The sequence below is a fragment of the Novosphingobium aureum genome (genome assembly GCF_015865035.1).
In the GTDB taxonomy this organism is placed as follows: domain Bacteria; phylum Pseudomonadota; class Alphaproteobacteria; order Sphingomonadales; family Sphingomonadaceae; genus Novosphingobium; species Novosphingobium aureum.
This window is the reverse complement of record NZ_JADZGI010000001.1, coordinates 2,440,162-2,454,142: the sequence shown is the minus strand read 5'-3', so window position 1 is coordinate 2,454,142 and position 13,981 is coordinate 2,440,162. Positions and strand designations below refer to the sequence as shown.

Annotated in this window: 15 protein-coding genes; 11 read left to right on the top strand and 4 right to left on the bottom strand. The window is 65.3% G+C overall.

Translation table 11 applies throughout. The features are described 5' to 3' along the window. Positions 1 to 6 precede the first annotated feature (6 nt). Both I5E68_RS20275 and I5E68_RS11475 read right to left on the bottom strand, forming a co-directional pair. On the bottom strand, positions 7 to 135 hold the full coding sequence (locus I5E68_RS20275; RefSeq protein WP_267449897.1) for a hypothetical protein: 129 nt from the start codon (positions 133 to 135) through the stop codon (positions 7 to 9). A gap of 71 nt (positions 136 to 206) precedes the next feature. Beyond that, positions 207 to 371 carry a hypothetical protein gene (locus tag I5E68_RS11475; RefSeq protein ID WP_197163834.1) on the bottom strand — a complete coding sequence of 55 codons (165 nt, stop codon included), beginning with the start codon at positions 369 to 371 and terminating at the stop codon, positions 207 to 209. Positions 372 to 753: 382 nt separating this feature from the next. On the opposite strand from I5E68_RS11475, the gene I5E68_RS11470 reads away from it, so the two are divergent. The 4 genes from I5E68_RS11470 (at position 754) to I5E68_RS11455 (ending at position 5,110) form a co-directional block, all read left to right on the top strand. Then, positions 754 to 1,887, top strand: coding sequence for a site-specific DNA-methyltransferase (locus I5E68_RS11470; RefSeq protein WP_323982143.1), 1,134 nt, complete (start codon positions 754 to 756; stop codon positions 1,885 to 1,887). A 201-nt stretch (positions 1,888 to 2,088) separates the two neighbouring features. Next, positions 2,089 to 3,216, top strand: coding sequence for a dihydropteroate synthase (gene folP / locus I5E68_RS11465; protein WP_197163832.1), 1,128 nt, complete (start codon positions 2,089 to 2,091; stop codon positions 3,214 to 3,216). A 233-nt stretch (positions 3,217 to 3,449) separates the two neighbouring features. Beyond that, the gene (locus I5E68_RS11460) at positions 3,450 to 3,806 is read left to right on the top strand and encodes a hypothetical protein (protein ID WP_197163830.1); all 357 of its coding nucleotides are present in this window, start codon (positions 3,450 to 3,452) and stop codon (positions 3,804 to 3,806) included. A 131-nt stretch (positions 3,807 to 3,937) separates the two neighbouring features. Next, the gene (locus I5E68_RS11455) at positions 3,938 to 5,110 is read left to right on the top strand and encodes an alkaline phosphatase D family protein (RefSeq protein WP_197163828.1); all 1,173 of its coding nucleotides are present in this window, start codon (positions 3,938 to 3,940) and stop codon (positions 5,108 to 5,110) included. Positions 5,111 to 5,120: 10 nt separating this feature from the next. Here the strand turns inward: I5E68_RS11455 and I5E68_RS11450 are convergent, their stop codons facing one another. Further along, positions 5,121 to 5,906: an SDR family NAD(P)-dependent oxidoreductase gene (locus I5E68_RS11450; RefSeq protein WP_197163826.1), complete on the bottom strand. Its 786-nt coding sequence runs from the start codon at positions 5,904 to 5,906 to the stop codon at positions 5,121 to 5,123. A gap of 161 nt (positions 5,907 to 6,067) precedes the next feature. Further along, positions 6,068 to 7,492 carry a sigma-54-dependent transcriptional regulator gene (locus I5E68_RS11445; protein WP_197163824.1) on the bottom strand — a complete coding sequence of 475 codons (1,425 nt, stop codon included), beginning with the start codon at positions 7,490 to 7,492 and terminating at the stop codon, positions 6,068 to 6,070. Positions 7,493 to 7,736: 244 nt separating this feature from the next. Between I5E68_RS11445 and I5E68_RS11440 the strand changes: the two genes are divergently transcribed. The 7 genes from I5E68_RS11440 (at position 7,737) to I5E68_RS11410 (ending at position 13,966) form a co-directional block, all read left to right on the top strand. Continuing rightward, positions 7,737 to 7,862, top strand: a complete 126-nt coding sequence (locus I5E68_RS11440; protein ID WP_197163822.1) for an aa3-type cytochrome c oxidase subunit IV — start codon at positions 7,737 to 7,739, stop codon at positions 7,860 to 7,862. 24 nt (positions 7,863 to 7,886) lie between these two features. Continuing rightward, positions 7,887 to 9,035, top strand: a complete 1,149-nt coding sequence (locus I5E68_RS11435) for an NAD(P) transhydrogenase subunit alpha (RefSeq protein ID WP_197163820.1) — start codon at positions 7,887 to 7,889, stop codon at positions 9,033 to 9,035. A gap of 17 nt (positions 9,036 to 9,052) precedes the next feature. Continuing rightward, positions 9,053 to 9,355 (top strand): NAD(P) transhydrogenase subunit alpha part 2, encoded by a 303-nt coding sequence (locus tag I5E68_RS11430; RefSeq protein ID WP_197163818.1) that lies wholly within the window; start codon positions 9,053 to 9,055, stop codon positions 9,353 to 9,355. Between the two features lie 29 nt (positions 9,356 to 9,384). After that, positions 9,385 to 10,857: an NAD(P)(+) transhydrogenase (Re/Si-specific) subunit beta gene (locus tag I5E68_RS11425; protein ID WP_197164799.1), complete on the top strand. Its 1,473-nt coding sequence runs from the start codon at positions 9,385 to 9,387 to the stop codon at positions 10,855 to 10,857. Between the two features lie 243 nt (positions 10,858 to 11,100). Next, entirely contained in the window at positions 11,101 to 12,372 is a 1,272-nt protein-coding gene (locus tag I5E68_RS11420; RefSeq protein WP_323982142.1) for an MgtC/SapB family protein, read from the top strand. A 69-nt stretch (positions 12,373 to 12,441) separates the two neighbouring features. Further along, positions 12,442 to 12,759 carry a hypothetical protein gene (locus I5E68_RS11415; protein ID WP_197163816.1) on the top strand — a complete coding sequence of 106 codons (318 nt, stop codon included), beginning with the start codon at positions 12,442 to 12,444 and terminating at the stop codon, positions 12,757 to 12,759. Between the two features lie 46 nt (positions 12,760 to 12,805). Next, on the top strand, positions 12,806 to 13,966 hold the full coding sequence (locus I5E68_RS11410) for a deoxyguanosinetriphosphate triphosphohydrolase (RefSeq protein WP_197163814.1): 1,161 nt from the start codon (positions 12,806 to 12,808) through the stop codon (positions 13,964 to 13,966). Positions 13,967 to 13,981: the final 15 nt, after the last annotated feature.

The following is a 13,981-nucleotide window of genomic DNA, read 5'->3' as shown; positions in this document are numbered from 1 at the left end:
GGGCGCTCAGGCAGCCTTGCGGGTGAGGTTCGTCTGGGCGTGCGCGTCTTCGGCCTTGGGGGCGGCGCTTGCCAGGTCGCGAGGCAGGACGATCTCGCGGCGGCTGGCGAGAAAGAGCGAAATGAGCGAGAACATTGCCGTCTCCTTGGCGAAAAGGGTGAGCGTCAGTTGCGTCGATTGGACGCAGAGCGAAGGCTGAGCCGCGCTCAGGCAGCCTTGCGCTGTTCTTCGGCTTCGAAGTGCGGCACTGCTGCAGGTGCGCTCGCCTTGGGTGCGGGTGCAGCCTCGGGCCTGTTGAGCGCGCTCATGTGACGCTCGGCGAGCAGGACCCTCTGGCGGGCGGCGAAGTAGAGCGGGAGACCGGAAAGCATGATGTGGACCTCGATAAGCTTGCGTTGATCGCGCGAAGCCTCGGAGAACCGGGGTACGCGATTAAGTTTTGCTGCGGCGCAGCATCGTGGTCCGGCATCTGTGCGAAGAGGCGGGTTGAAGCAAATGCAACCATCCGCATCATGGTTGCAAATTGCGCAACATAAGGGCGCGTGAAACAAAATTTCCCCGTGAGTCCGGCGAGTCACACCCACCATATCTTGAGTCTTGGGCCTGCCTGATGACTCGATATCTAGTGTCGGATTCCTTTTGTTCTCCTCGTGTGGTTCGCGAATCTCAAGGATTCCCAACGAGTCGCACCTTGACGCGGAGTCCTGTTCGAATCATTTTAGCGCTCTTTCCACAAGTTTGAGCGGAGCATTTATGGGGCAGGTACTGGTCAAGGAGCGGATTCGGGCAAGGGCGCCTGCTCCGACGCCGAAGGAGCTCCTGCCGCTCGGCCAGATCATTCCCGGCGACTGCATCGAGGCGATGCGCACCATTCCCGATGCCTCGGTCGACATGGTCTTCGCCGATCCGCCGTACAACCTCCAGCTCGGCGGTGATCTCGCGCGTCCCGACGGCAGTCACGTCGATGCTGTGACCAACGACTGGGACAAGTTCTCCAGCTTCGCGACCTACGACCAGTTTACCCGCGACTGGCTCACCGAGGCGCGCCGCGTGCTCAAGCCCGAAGGTTCGCTCTGGGTGATCGGCTCGTACCACAACGTGTTCCGCCTCGGCGCGATCATGCAGGACATGGGCTTCTGGATCCTCAACGATATCGTCTGGCGCAAGGCCAACCCGATGCCCAACTTCAAGGGTACGCGTTTCACCAATGCTCATGAGACGCTGATCTGGGCGAGCATGGGCGAGAAGGCCAAGTACACCTTCAACTACCGCGCGATGAAGACGCTGAACGACGAGCTGCAGATGCGCTCGGACTGGGTTCTGCCGATCTGCAACGGTGCCGAGCGTCTCAAGAAGGAGGGACGCAAGGTCCACCCGACGCAGAAGCCCGAGGCGCTGCTCTACCGCGTGCTGCTCGCCACCACCAATGCAGGCGACGTCGTGCTCGACCCGTTCTTCGGCACCGGCACCACCGGTGCTGTCGCCAAGCGCCTTGGCCGTGAATGGATCGGCTGCGAGCGCGAGGGTGATTATCGCGAGGCGGCAATGGAGCGCATCGAGATGGCGCTGCCGCTCGACGAGTCCAGCCTCAAGACGATGCAGTCGAAGCGCTCGGCCCCCAAGGTCGCCTTCGGCACGCTGGTCGAGACCGGCTGGATTGCACCCGGTACGCGCCTCACGGCCAAGAAGGGCAAGTTCGAGGCAGTCGTGCGCGCTGACGGTTCGCTGGTCTCGGGCTCGGTCTCGGGTTCGATCCACGGTGTTGGCAAGGACCTGCAGGGCGCGCCTTCATGCAATGGCTGGACCTTCTGGAACATCGCGCACGAAGGCAAGGTCAAGCCAATCGACGACATTCGCCAGCTCTACCTGCTCGCGACCGAGCCGTGAGTTGTTGACGGTCCGGCCTTGCGCCGGGCCGCTATCCGTTCGGGCCCTGTCCTTGCGACACGGTCCCGGCGGCACCGGCCTGCTTCCCCATCCGGCGTCCCGGCTTTCACCGAGTGTCGGAGCGCCGGGTGGGGGAGTGGGGCCGGTGCCGTCAACCCGGCTCTCGCCCTTCTGAGGGCAATCCGCTAGGGGCCTTCCGTCATGACCCGCAAGCTCTACATTCGCCCGATCGCCTTTGCCGACAGCCCGCAGGTCGAGGAGGGCGAGGCGGTACGGCTCGGCGGGGCGATGGTCTGGGCCAGCCGTTTCGCGCTCATCGTGCGCGAGGGCGCGCGGGTCATCTCGCGCGAGCGTCACGGCGCCGAAGTCATGCCGCAAGTGCTTGCTGGGCTCTCGGCTGATCTCGCCGGGCAGGGGCATGCGCAGTGGGAGAACCTGCGCCGGATCCATGCGCCGCTGCAGCTTGCGCTGAGGGGCGGGGGTACGCGTACCATCCGCCTCGACCAGCCGCAGGTTATGGGCATCCTCAACATGACCCCCGACAGTTTCTCCGATGGCGGCAGGTTCCTCGACAACGCCGAAGTCGCTTTCGAACATGCTGCCGGCATGCTCGAGGCGGGCGCTGCGATCATCGACATCGGCGGCGAGTCCACCCGTCCGGGCGCGGCAGCGGTGTGGGAAGGCGACGAACTGGCGCGCGTGGTGCCGATGGTCGAACGCCTCGCCGCCGCAGGTGCCGCGATCAGTCTCGACACGCGCCGCGCGGCGGTGATGGAAGGCGGGCTCGCGGCGGGCGCGCAGATCATCAACGACGTCTCGGCGCTGCGCCACGATCCGCGCAGCCGCGAACTGGCGGCGCGTAGCGGAGCGCCGGTGGTGCTGATGCACGCTCCGGGCGAGGGCAACGACCTGCACTCCGACGGCAACTACGCCGATGTCCTGCTCGACGTATTCGACTGGCTCGGGCAGGCGCGCGACGAAGCCGTCGCGGCGGGCATCGCGCGCGAGCGCATCCTGCTCGATCCCGGCATTGGCTTCGGCAAGACCCTGGCCGAGAACCTCGCTCTGATGAACGGGCTCGCGCTGTTCCATGCACTTGGCCAGCCGATCCTGTTCGGGGCCAGCCGCAAGCGGATGATCGGCGCGCTCTCGAACGAGGCGCCCGCGCACCAGCGCCTCGGTGGCTCGGTCGCACTCGCCCTCAAGGCGGTCGAGGCGGGGGCCCAGATCGTACGCGTCCACGACGTCTACGATACCGTTCAGGCACTGCGTGTCTGGCGCGGAATGCGTGACGAGGCACTGACCGACTTCCGCCAGCTGCCTGTCTGAGGCTTTCGCTAGCTCTTCAATTCGCCACAAAGCTTGCGCCGCGGTGAACCGGGAATTTCTCCTGGCTGAACGGGGCTGCAGAGGTCTGTGCAATAGGCAGCACAGACCTCTGGTCGCCGCATCAGTGTTGCAGTTCGTCGAGCCGACTTGATCGAAAATCCTTTGTCGCCCGTTTCTCCATCAAACGCTGGCAATCGCGCCGGCCGAGTTGAAGCAGAAAGGGAGACAACCCCATGAAGCAGAAGACCATTTTTCGCACTGCCGCCGCTGCGGCCCTTGCCATTCCCGCCACCATGGCCGTTGCTGCCGTGCCGATGACCGTCGAGCAGCAGATGGCGCAGCAGGAACAGGCCCGCATTATCAAGTCGCCCATCGGCGGGGTCGAGAATTCGCACTGGTTCGACTACCGCATCAACGTCACCGAGACCCAGAAGGAGCTCGCGAGCGACCTGCGCCGCGCAAGCGATCTCGAGGACACGCGCGATGCATACAGTGAATTCGCCTATGAGCTGAAGGACAACCGTCAGGACTACGTCGAGTACATGGCGAAGAAGGGCTATCGCGTCCCGCGCGTCTATCTCGAGAACTGATGGGATTGGCCGAGGCATTCCCCGGCAATCATCCTCATACTCTCAGGAGCCCCGGTACCTTGCAGGAGGTGCCGGGGCTCTTTCGTTGAAGCCGTCTTGAAACCGTCATCGCAAGATGGAACAGCGCGTGCATGATCAGCACGTCGCGTCGTTCGCTTCTCTCCCTTGGCTCCAGTGCGGTTGCTGCCATTACCGGTACTGCCGCCAAGGCCTCCACGCCCGGCGGCGACGCGGCTGCCTTGTTGCTCGATCCCTATTACCGCGAGCTCGAGAAGAGCGTCGAACTGCCCCGCGCCGCGCCCAATCCGGTGCTCGATCCCACGACTGAGGTCACTCGGCTCACTTTCGGCAGCTGCAACAACCAAGTGCGCGATCAGGGATTCTGGGACGTCATTGCAGCGCGTGATCCGCAGCTGTTCCTCTACATCGGTGACAACGTCTACGGCGATCCGGGCTGGGACGGTGGCGCGGACCTCGGTTCGCTGCGCCGAGCTTACGAGCGGCTCGCCGCCTATCCCCAGTTCGACCGCTTCCGCCGCAAGATTCCGATGCTCACCGTCTGGGACGATCATGACTTCGGTTTCAATGACGCAGGCGGCAACTTTCCGTTCAAGCGCTGGTCCGAACACATCTATGAGACCTTCTGGGACGCGCCCGAGGACGTGCGCAGTCACGAGGGCGCCTACCACGCGCGCATCTATGGGCCAGAGGGTCGTCGGTTGCAGGTGATCCTGCTCGATACCCGGGTCAACCGTTCGACCTGGACGCCGCCCGCACCCGGCGAGATCCTGCCGCTTCCGGGGCGCTACATCCTCGATGATCGGCCCGAAACGCGGATGCTCGGCGACGAGCAGTGGTCATGGCTTGCAGGCGAGCTGGCAAGGCCCGCAGACTTCCGTCTGGTCGTTTCCTCGATCCAGGTGAGTTCGGATGCGCATCGCTGGGAGGGTTGGCAGCTCATGCCTCGTCAGCGCGAGCGGCTCCACCGCACTCTGGCCGGGCGCGCCGGAGGCGGCCTCGCACTGCTCTCGGGCGACCGGCACGTCGGCGGGATTTATTGCACCAGGCCAGACGGTTTCGCGCAAGGCCTCTGGGAGATCACCTCGAGCTCGCTCAACCAGCCCAACGCCAGCAACGAGGAAGCGACGCGGCGCGAGCCCGATGCCGATCGCGTGGGGCCGATGGTCGGGGATGCCAACTTCGGCGGCGTCGCGATCGACTGGGCAGCGCGCAAGCTGGGCCTGACGCTCTACCGCACCGATGGCGAAGCGCTGCTCACGCAGTCCATCGACTGGTCTGCATGAGCACGCGCATTCAGAGGCTGTAGCCTCCGTCGCTGACGAGGTTTGCTCCGGTTATCGTCGCGGCCTCGTCACCGAGCAGGAAACCGATCTGGGCGGCGATTTCCTCGGCGCGGGCAAAGCGGCCGAGCGGCGTTGCCATGTTGGCCATTACCGCGAGAGCGGCCTCGCGCGAGCCATGTTCGCGCACGAGGTCCTCGAACATCGGCACGCCATCCCAGATCGCGGTGTCGACACCGCCCGGCGCGATGGCGTTGACGCGGATATTGCGCGCCGCGGCCTCCTTGGCAGCGACCTTGGCGAGCTGGAGAACACCGGCCTTGCTCGCGCCATAGGCAGCGGTCCCCGGCTCCGCCTTGAAGCCGCTGGCCGAGGCAGTGAGGACGATGGAGCCACCGTCGCGCATTGTCCGAAGCGCGCATTGCAACGAGAGCACCATGCCATCGAGATTGCTCGCCAAGACCCGGCGCCATTGCGCGAAATCGAGGTCGGTGATCATGGCTGCGTCGGCGATGCCCGCATTTAGCACGGCATGGTCGAGGCCTGCAGTACAGGCGCTTGCGGCTTCGTCCCACAATTGCGGATCGGCGACGTCGCCTGCGAACAGGCTGGTTTCGCAAGCGGGATCGAGCGTTGCGGCGAGCGCGGCAAGGCCCGGCTCGTCCCGGTCGACGAGGACGAAACGGCGCGCGCCCCGCCGGGAAAGCCAGTAGACGCTCGCAGCGCCGATACCCGACGCGGCGCCGGTGACGAGAATGCTGCGCTCGGCAAAGGGCGCTGTGGGTTGGACTTCGGGCATAAAGGAGCTTCCCGCAAGATCGTTGGTCATGAGCCAGACCCTGCACTGTCTCGATCGCAGCGCAGCTTCGGCAAGATTTCAGAGGATCACCCGCCTATGGCGGTGTCACTGGACCAACGAGGGAAACTCCTTTGCCTGATTGCCGTGCAAGTCTTGCAGGATCAGGCGGCGTTGTCGATGCCCAGTTCGGCAAGCTTGCGGTAGAGCGTCGAGCGACCGATGCCGAGCCTGCGCGCAACCTCGGTCATCCGGCCGCGATAGAGGCCGATGGCGAGGCGGATGACGTCGGCCTCGATTTCGACCAGCGGGCGCAGGTTGCCGTCGGGTTTGTAGAGCATGACGCCCGAGCTTTCCTGCATCGGGTTGCCCGCGACGTTGCTTGGTCCCGAACCCAGAATGTTGAGCAGCTGCGGGAAGTCTTCCGAGGTCAGCGCATCGCCGTCGCAGAAGACCGCCGCGCGGAACAGTACCGCCTGAAGCTGGCGCACGTTCTCGGGCCAGTCGTAGGCGGCGAGCAGCGAGAGTGCTCCATCGGTGATGCCCAGCTCGCGCAGGCCCGGCTGTTCGCCGATGCGCGCGAGGAAGAAGCGGGTCAGCGCCGGAATGTCGGCAACGCGTTCGCGCAGGGGCGGCAGGTCGATCTTGGTGTGGCCGAGCGCTTCGAGCAGTTCGGGCATGAAGCAGCCGGCAGCGGCGAGATCGGCCAGCGGCAAATTGCTCGCCGCGATGATGCGTAGGTCGATGCGGAACGAATGGCGCGCGCCGATCGGTCTCACGTCGGACTTGCGGATGGATTCAAGCAGCCGCTCCTGAACCGTCATCGGCAGGCGGTCGACCTCGTCGAGCGCTAGCGTGGCGCCGTCGCAATGCTGCATCGCGCCGACCTGACGCTCGAAAGCACCGGGGAAGGCGCCTTTCTCGTGGCCGAAAAGAACCGATTCGATCGAGTTGGCGGGAATGCCGCCGATGTTCACGATGCGCAGCGGCATGCGCGCTCGCGGCGAGGCGGCGTGCATCGCGCGGATCAGCATTTCCTTGCCGGTGCCGCTCTCGCCCTCGATCAGCACCGAGCCGTGATTGCGCGCAGCCTTGGCTGCCACCGCGAGCGCCTTGCGGAAGTTCGAGGCGGCCCCGATCATCGATTCGAAATCGGGATTGGACGGCATCTTCTCGGTCAGCGGGGCAAGCTCGTTGCGCGGTGCCTCGCGTGTCGTCGCCGAGCGCAGGGCGTGCATCAGCCGTTCGGGCGCGACCGGCTTGACGAGGTAATCGCTCGCTCCGGCGCGCATCGCTTCCACGGCCAGCAGCGGCGAGGTAGACGCAGTCAGCACCAGGATAGGCAGCGCGGGCCGGCGCGACTTCAGCTCACCGATGAGGTTGCAGGTGTCGTCGCCCGGAACCCACTGGTCGAGGATGATCGCAGAGAGCTGCATGCCTTGCCGCGTGCCCAGCGTCGCTATCGCGGTTTCCGCGTCCTGCGCGACAACCGTACGCCAGCCTTCGCGCGATGCTAGAGTCGAGATCAACCGGGTCTGCGCCGGCTCATCGTCGATGAGCATTAGCAGGCGCTGTTCCAATTCCGCCATGACTTAGATTATTCCCCTCGGCCCCTTCGAACGGGAATGAAGATATATGCCACGCCGGTAAAGACGGGATTAACCCCCATAACTCAGAGCATAAAGCCTCCTATTCCTTCTGCCAATCGACCTGAGACGGGCCGCTGTGAATAGTGGTCATGTCTGGAGTCGCGGGGTGTGCGCTTGTGCTTGAGTGCACGCCTGTCAGCGGCTACGAACCAAGAGATAAGGAAACAGTTGGGGAAGATGACAAGTGGCAACCGGCAACAACATCAAATCGGCACAGTCGACCTACGCGGGCTTCATCAAGGGCGCGACCTGGGGAACGGCGGCAGTCATTCTGATCACGGCGTTCGTGGTCGGCCTGATCGCCTCCTGACTTATTGAACAGGGGGCAGGCTACATGGCTGGGGAGAGGAAGGTCGCGGTCCTGAAGGAACGCGCCAAAGGAGAGACGCGTGTCTCGGCGACGCCCGAGACCGTCAAGAAGATCACAGCGCTGGGTGCAGCGGTTGCCGTGGAAAGCGGCGCAGGCGACCACGCCAGTATTTCCGACGAGGCGTTTCGCAGCGCAGGCGCGACCATCGGTTCTGCCGAAGAGGTAACTGCCGGTGCGCAGATCGTGCTTGGCGTGCAGGGGCCGGACCCCGCGCTGCTGGGTAACGTCGCGCCCGGTGCCTGGGTCGTTGCGGGGCTCGATCCCTTCGGCAAGGGCGAAGGCGTCGGTCGTTCCCGCGTCGATGCCTATGCCGCCGCTGGTCTGGAGGCTCTCGCGATGGAGTTCATGCCGCGCATCACCCGTGCGCAGTCGATGGACATCCTTTCGAGCCAGTCGAACCTTGCTGGCTACAAGGCGGTTCTCATGGCGGCCAATACCTATGGCAAGGCCTTCCCGATGATGATGACCGCGGCGGGCACGGTGAGTGCCGCCAAGTGCTTCGTCATGGGCGTGGGTGTCGCGGGGCTACAGGCCATCGCCACCGCGCGACGTCTCGGTGCGCAGGTCTCGGCGACCGACGTACGCTCTGCGACCAAAGAGCAGATCATGTCGCTCGGCGCCAAGCCGATCTTCGTCGAGAACGTCGCGGGGATCGAGGGCGAGGGCTCGGGCGGCTATGCCACCGAGATGAGCGAGGAGTACCAGAAGGCGCAGGCCGAACTGGTCTCCAGTCACATCGCCAAGCAGGACATCGTCATCACTACCGCGCTGATCCCGGGGCGTCCTGCCCCGCGCCTCATCACCGATGCGCAGATCGCGACGATGAAGCCGGGTTCGGTGATCTTCGATCTTGCGGCGCCTCAGGGCGGCAACGTCGAGGGCACCGTCGCCGACGAACTGGTGGTCAAGCATGGCGTCAAGATCATCGGGCTGTCGAACACGCCCGCACATCTGCCCACCGACGCGTCCGCGCTTTTCGCACGCAACCTGTTCAACTTTCTCTCCGCCTTCTGGGACAAGGAAGCCGGGGAACCGATCCTCGACGAGGAAATCGGCAATGCCATCCGCCTGACCAAGGGCGGCAAGGTGGTCAACGAGCGACTGCTCGGCTGAGGGGGGAGGTAGTCCACATGGACTTCATAAGCATTCTATCGATTTTCGTGCTGGCGTGCTTCGTCGGCTACTACGTGGTGTGGTCGGTCACGCCCGCGCTGCACACGCCGCTCATGGCGGTGACCAACGCGATTTCTTCCGTGATCATCGTTGGCGCGCTGGTCGCCAGTGCTGCTGCCGGGGTCCCCGGAGCCAAGTGGCTGGGGCTGGCTGCAGTCGTACTGGCAAGCGTCAACATCTTCGGCGGCTTCGCGGTCACCGAACGCATGCTCGCGATGTACAAGAAGAAGGAAAAGCCTGCGAAGAAGGAGGCCAAGTGATGACGGCATCCGGTCTTCTCGCCTCGGCAATGCCGGGGCTCGCCATCGACACGGCAGCGGATGTCGCTTCCGGTCACGCGCCGGTCAATCCCTGGGTGGCTCTTGCCTACCTCGTTGCCGGCATCTGCTTCATTCTCGCATTGCGCGGGCTGTCGCACCCCACCACCAGCCGACAGGGCAACCGCTATGGCATGATCGGCATGGGTATCGCTGTCGTCACGACGCTTGTCACCCACGAGATCGCCAGCCTGCCCGAGATCGCTATCGCCATCTTCCTCGGCGGTATCGTCGGCTTCGTCATTGCCCGGCGCATCGCCATGACCGCGATGCCACAGCTCGTTGCTGCATTCCATTCGCTCGTCGGCCTTGCCGCGGTGCTGGTGGGACTTGCGGCCTGGCTCAACCCGGGGGCTTTCGAGATCCTTGATCCGATGGGCCAGATCATGGTCGCCAGCCGCATCGAGATGGGTCTTGGTATCGCCATCGGCGCGATCACCTTCTCGGGCTCGATCATCGCCTTCCTCAAGCTCAACGGCAACATGGGCGGTGCGCCGATCCTGCTGCCCGGACGTCACGCCATCAATCTGGTGGTCCTGCTCGGCATTCTCGGCGCGGTCGCGGTCTATGCGATGAGCGAGAGCGCGGGGCCGGGCGAGGGCATGCTCATCCTCGGCATCACGCTCGCCGCTTTCGTGATCGGCTTCCTGCTGATCATCCCGATCGGCGGTGCGGACATGCCGGTGGTCGTCTCGATGCTCAACTCCTACTCAGGCTGGGCCGCCGCGGCGATGGGGTTCACGCTCCACAACACCGCGATGATCATCACCGGCGCGCTCGTCGGTTCCTCGGGTGCGATCCTCTCGTACATCATGTGCAAGGCGATGAACCGCTCCTTCATCTCGGTCATTGCCGGCGGCTTCGGTGCCGACGCTTCGGGCGGCGGCGGTGGCGGTGCCAGCGGCGAACAGCGGCCGTGGAAGCGCGGCTCGGCCGAGGACGCGGCCTTCCTGATGAAGGAAGCCGAGAACGTCATCATCATTCCGGGCTACGGCATGGCGGTCGCGCAGGCCCAGCATGCCCTGCGCGAGATGGGCGACGTGCTCAAGGAAGCGGGCGTCAACGTGAAGTACGCGATCCACCCGGTTGCGGGCCGCATGCCCGGGCACATGAACGTGCTTCTGGCCGAGGCGAACGTACCTTACGACGAGGTCTTCGAGCTCGAGGACATCAACTCCGAGTTCGCGCAGGCCGACGTTGCCTTCATCATCGGTGCCAACGACGTCGTGAACCCGGCAGCCAAGACCGAGAAGTCCTCGCCGATCTACGGCATGCCGGTCTTCGACGTCGACAAGGCCAAGACGATCTTCTTCATCAAGCGCTCGATGGGCGGTCAGGGCTATGCCGGCGTCGACAACGACGTGTTCTACATGGACCAGACCATGATGTTGCTCGCCGACGCAAAGAAGATGGTCGAGGACATCGTCAAGGCCATGGACGACTGATCCGCCTGCGGGCCGCCCGTCAGGGACGCGCCGCGCAACTCAGGATACAATGGAGCGAGGCGCCCGTCGAAGGGCGCCTCGTTTTGCATTGACGAGCCGCGCCTGCCCGCGTCAAAGCGTCGGTGGGCAGGGCTCGACGCGGGGGCGTCATGGCAGCTGGTCCGAACTGAGGGACAGGCGGGCTATTTACATGACAGCGCAGGTATCACGGTACAGGTCCTTCGCGTCCAGAGCATCGGCGCGGTGACCGGTTTCGACATGGACTTGCTGCGCGTTCTTGCGGCGGCTCTCGGGGTTGGCATCCTCATCGGCATCGAGCGTGGCTGGAGCCAGCGCGAGGCGGCGGACGGTGGCCGGGTCAGCGGGCTGCGCACGTTCGGCCTGCTCGGGCTTGCCGGCGGCATTGCCGCGCGTGTTCCGCAGGCGCTGGGCCTTGTCATGGGCCTTGGCGTGGTGGCCGCGCTCGTTCTCGGCTATCGCGGCGAGCTGGTGCAAAGGACCAGCCTCTCGGTCACCAATACGCTGGCCGGGATCATGACTTTCGTGCTGGGCTATCTCGCGGGCGAGGGGCTGGTGAGCGAGGCGCTCGCAGTTGCCGCTGTCGTCACGCTGGTACTGGCCTCGCGCGGGCGGGCTCATGCCATGCTCAAGGGGCTCGAGCGTAAGGAAGTCGAGGCGATCGCGCGCTTTGCCATCGTCGCGCTGGTCGTCCTGCCGCTGCTCCCGGATGCAGGCTACGGACCGTTCGATGCCTGGAACCCGCGCCAGATCTGGATGGTCGTCGTCGTGGTTCTCGGCCTGTCCTTTGCCGGTTACGTGGTCGGGCGGCGCTTCGGGGCTGACAAGGGCATCGTCATCACCGCGCTGTTCGGCGCGCTGGTTTCCTCGACAGCGGTGACGCTGGCCTATGCGCGTCGCCTCCATACCGGAGACGGACCGGCAGGCGCGCTCATCGCAGGCATCGGGATTGCATCGCTGGTCATGTTCGCGCGCGTGCAGGTGCTCGCGATCCTGCTCGTGCCATACACCAGTGCCTCGCTGGCATTGGCGATGACTCCCGGCTTCGTGGTGGGCGGGGCAGTGACCTGGCTAGCCGCGCGTTCGGGGGGCGGCACTGGCGCTGGCGGGCAGGGCGAGGCGATCGCTTTGGCCAACCCACTCGACTTCCGCCCGGCCCTGCTGCTCGCGGGCGCTGTCGCCATCGTCGCCATTCCTGCGCGCTGGGCGCTGGAGCGCTTCGGCGACGAGGGTATCGTCGTCGTGCTGGGTCTCACCGGGATGTGGGACGTCGATGCGGCCGTGCTCACTCTCGCGGGACTGCCGATGGACCTCATGGAGCCCGATCAGGCCGGTCTCCTTCTCGCGGTGCCGGTTCTCGCCAACACTGCGGTGAAGGGCGTCCTGGCTTTTGCCCTGGCCGGAGGCACAATGCTGCGCTGGCGCGCGGCAGGGCCGCTGTTCGCCTCGATCGCGGCTTCGCTGGCAGGTATCGCGCTCCTGCTCTGGCTGAAGTGAGGGAAGCATGAGCACTCACGGCAATGTCCCGATTGACGCGCGGCTGCGCTGCGGGCACGGCGCGGGGCGATGAAGATGCTCGTTCGCCTTGCGGTGCTTGCCGCGCTCGCCGCCCTTGCCTGGTACTACGCTGCCCCCGCCATCGCCGAGTGGCACCTGCGCTCTGCCTTCGAGGAGGCGGGCATGGGCGAGGGCGTCTCCGCCTGCATTGCCGGGCGCATGGCGCGCGAGCTTTCGGTGCCACAACTCATCGCACTGCGTTCGCTCGAGGGCGAGAAGCATAGCTTGCGTGATTTGCGCGAGGCCGCGAGCGGCATCGAGGATCCGGTGACGATCCGGGTCACGACACGCGCGGCGGTCTTGTGTTCGACCGGTCTGGCCCGCTAGGGGCTCCTTTCATCCCACCGCGCAAAGAACGGGAATATTGACCAGCGTGACGCTAGCACCCTACGCCTCCGATCCGGCCCGTTCGCGCGGGCGCGAATTCGCGATGGAGAACGGCCTCGCCCGCGGCGAACGCTCTCCCTACCAGCGCGACCGCGATCGCATCATCCACTCAATCGCTTTCCGGCGGCTGCGCTACAAGACGCAGGTCTTCATCGCGCCCGATGGCGACCATTACCGCGTGCGCCTCACTCACAGCCTCGAGGTCGCGCAGATTGCCCGCGTCATCGCACGCATCCTCGGCCTCGACGAGGACCTGACCGAAGGCCTCGCGCTCGCGCACGATATCGGCCACCCGCCCTTCGGGCACGCCGGGGAGGATGCGCTCGATGCCGCGCTCCACAAGGCGGGCGGTTTCGACCACAACGCCAATACGCTGCGCACGCTGATGCGCATCGACAGCCCCTATTGCGAGCACGACGGGCTCAACCTGACCTGGGAAATGCTCGAGGGCCTCGCCAAGCACAACGGCCCGGTCGAGAACCCCAACTGGGCTCTCGCCGAATTGAATGCGGCCTACGATCTCGACCTTGGCACCCATGCCTCGCTCGAGGCGCAGGTGGCCGCGCTGTCCGACGACATCGCCTACGACAACCACGATATCGACGATGGCCTGCGCGCCGGTTTCCTCGATCTCGACGAACTGCTCGCACACCCGTTCATCGAGGCGAACTGGGCCGCGGTCGAACGGCGCTATCCCGGCGTTCCGGTCGAGCGCCAGCTGGCCGAGCTGCTGCGCAGCCAGATCGGAACGATGGTCAACGATCTCGTCGCCGAGAGCCGCAAGCGCCTCGTCGGGATCACCAGCGTCGATGAGGTGCGCGCCGCGGGCCGGGCGCTGATCGCCTTCTCGCCCGAGATGGAGGAGGGCGAACGTGCCTTCAAGCGCTTCATGTACGAGAAGCTCTACTACCACCCCGAGCAGCTCGAGACCGCGCGCCGGGCTCGTGCCGTGCTGGCCGAGCTCTACTCCGCCTACTCGCAGGAAGCGGTGCTGATGGAGGAGAGCTGGCTCGATCACATGCCGCGCCAGGAACCCGAGCGCAGCCGCCACATCGCCGACTACGTCGCGGGAATGACCGACCGCTACGCCATTACCTGCCACGAGCGCATCTACGGGCGCACGCCCGATGGCCTGCGCAATGTCTGAGAGGATCGCGATACC

Bases quoted from the DNA above. Each gene is read 5' to 3' on its own strand.
- I5E68_RS20275 (WP_267449897.1), bottom strand. From the start codon at position 135: ATGTTCTCGCTCATTTCGCTCTTTCTCGCCAGCCGCCGCGAGATCGTC.
- I5E68_RS11475 (WP_197163834.1), bottom strand. From the start codon at position 371: ATGCTTTCCGGTCTCCCGCTCTACTTCGCCGCCCGCCAGAGGGTCCTG.
- I5E68_RS11470 (WP_323982143.1), top strand. From the start codon at position 754: ATGGGGCAGGTACTGGTCAAGGAGCGGATTCGGGCAAGGGCGCCTGCT.
- folP (WP_197163832.1), top strand. From the start codon at position 2,089: ATGACCCGCAAGCTCTACATTCGCCCGATCGCCTTTGCCGACAGCCCG.
- I5E68_RS11460 (WP_197163830.1), top strand. From the start codon at position 3,450: ATGAAGCAGAAGACCATTTTTCGCACTGCCGCCGCTGCGGCCCTTGCC.
- I5E68_RS11455 (WP_197163828.1), top strand. From the start codon at position 3,938: ATGATCAGCACGTCGCGTCGTTCGCTTCTCTCCCTTGGCTCCAGTGCG.
- I5E68_RS11450 (WP_197163826.1), bottom strand. From the start codon at position 5,906: ATGCCCGAAGTCCAACCCACAGCGCCCTTTGCCGAGCGCAGCATTCTC.
- I5E68_RS11445 (WP_197163824.1), bottom strand. From the start codon at position 7,492: ATGGCGGAATTGGAACAGCGCCTGCTAATGCTCATCGACGATGAGCCG.
- I5E68_RS11435 (WP_197163820.1), top strand. From the start codon at position 7,887: ATGGCTGGGGAGAGGAAGGTCGCGGTCCTGAAGGAACGCGCCAAAGGA.
- I5E68_RS11430 (WP_197163818.1), top strand. From the start codon at position 9,053: ATGGACTTCATAAGCATTCTATCGATTTTCGTGCTGGCGTGCTTCGTC.
- I5E68_RS11425 (WP_197164799.1), top strand. From the start codon at position 9,385: ATGCCGGGGCTCGCCATCGACACGGCAGCGGATGTCGCTTCCGGTCAC.
- I5E68_RS11415 (WP_197163816.1), top strand. From the start codon at position 12,442: ATGAAGATGCTCGTTCGCCTTGCGGTGCTTGCCGCGCTCGCCGCCCTT.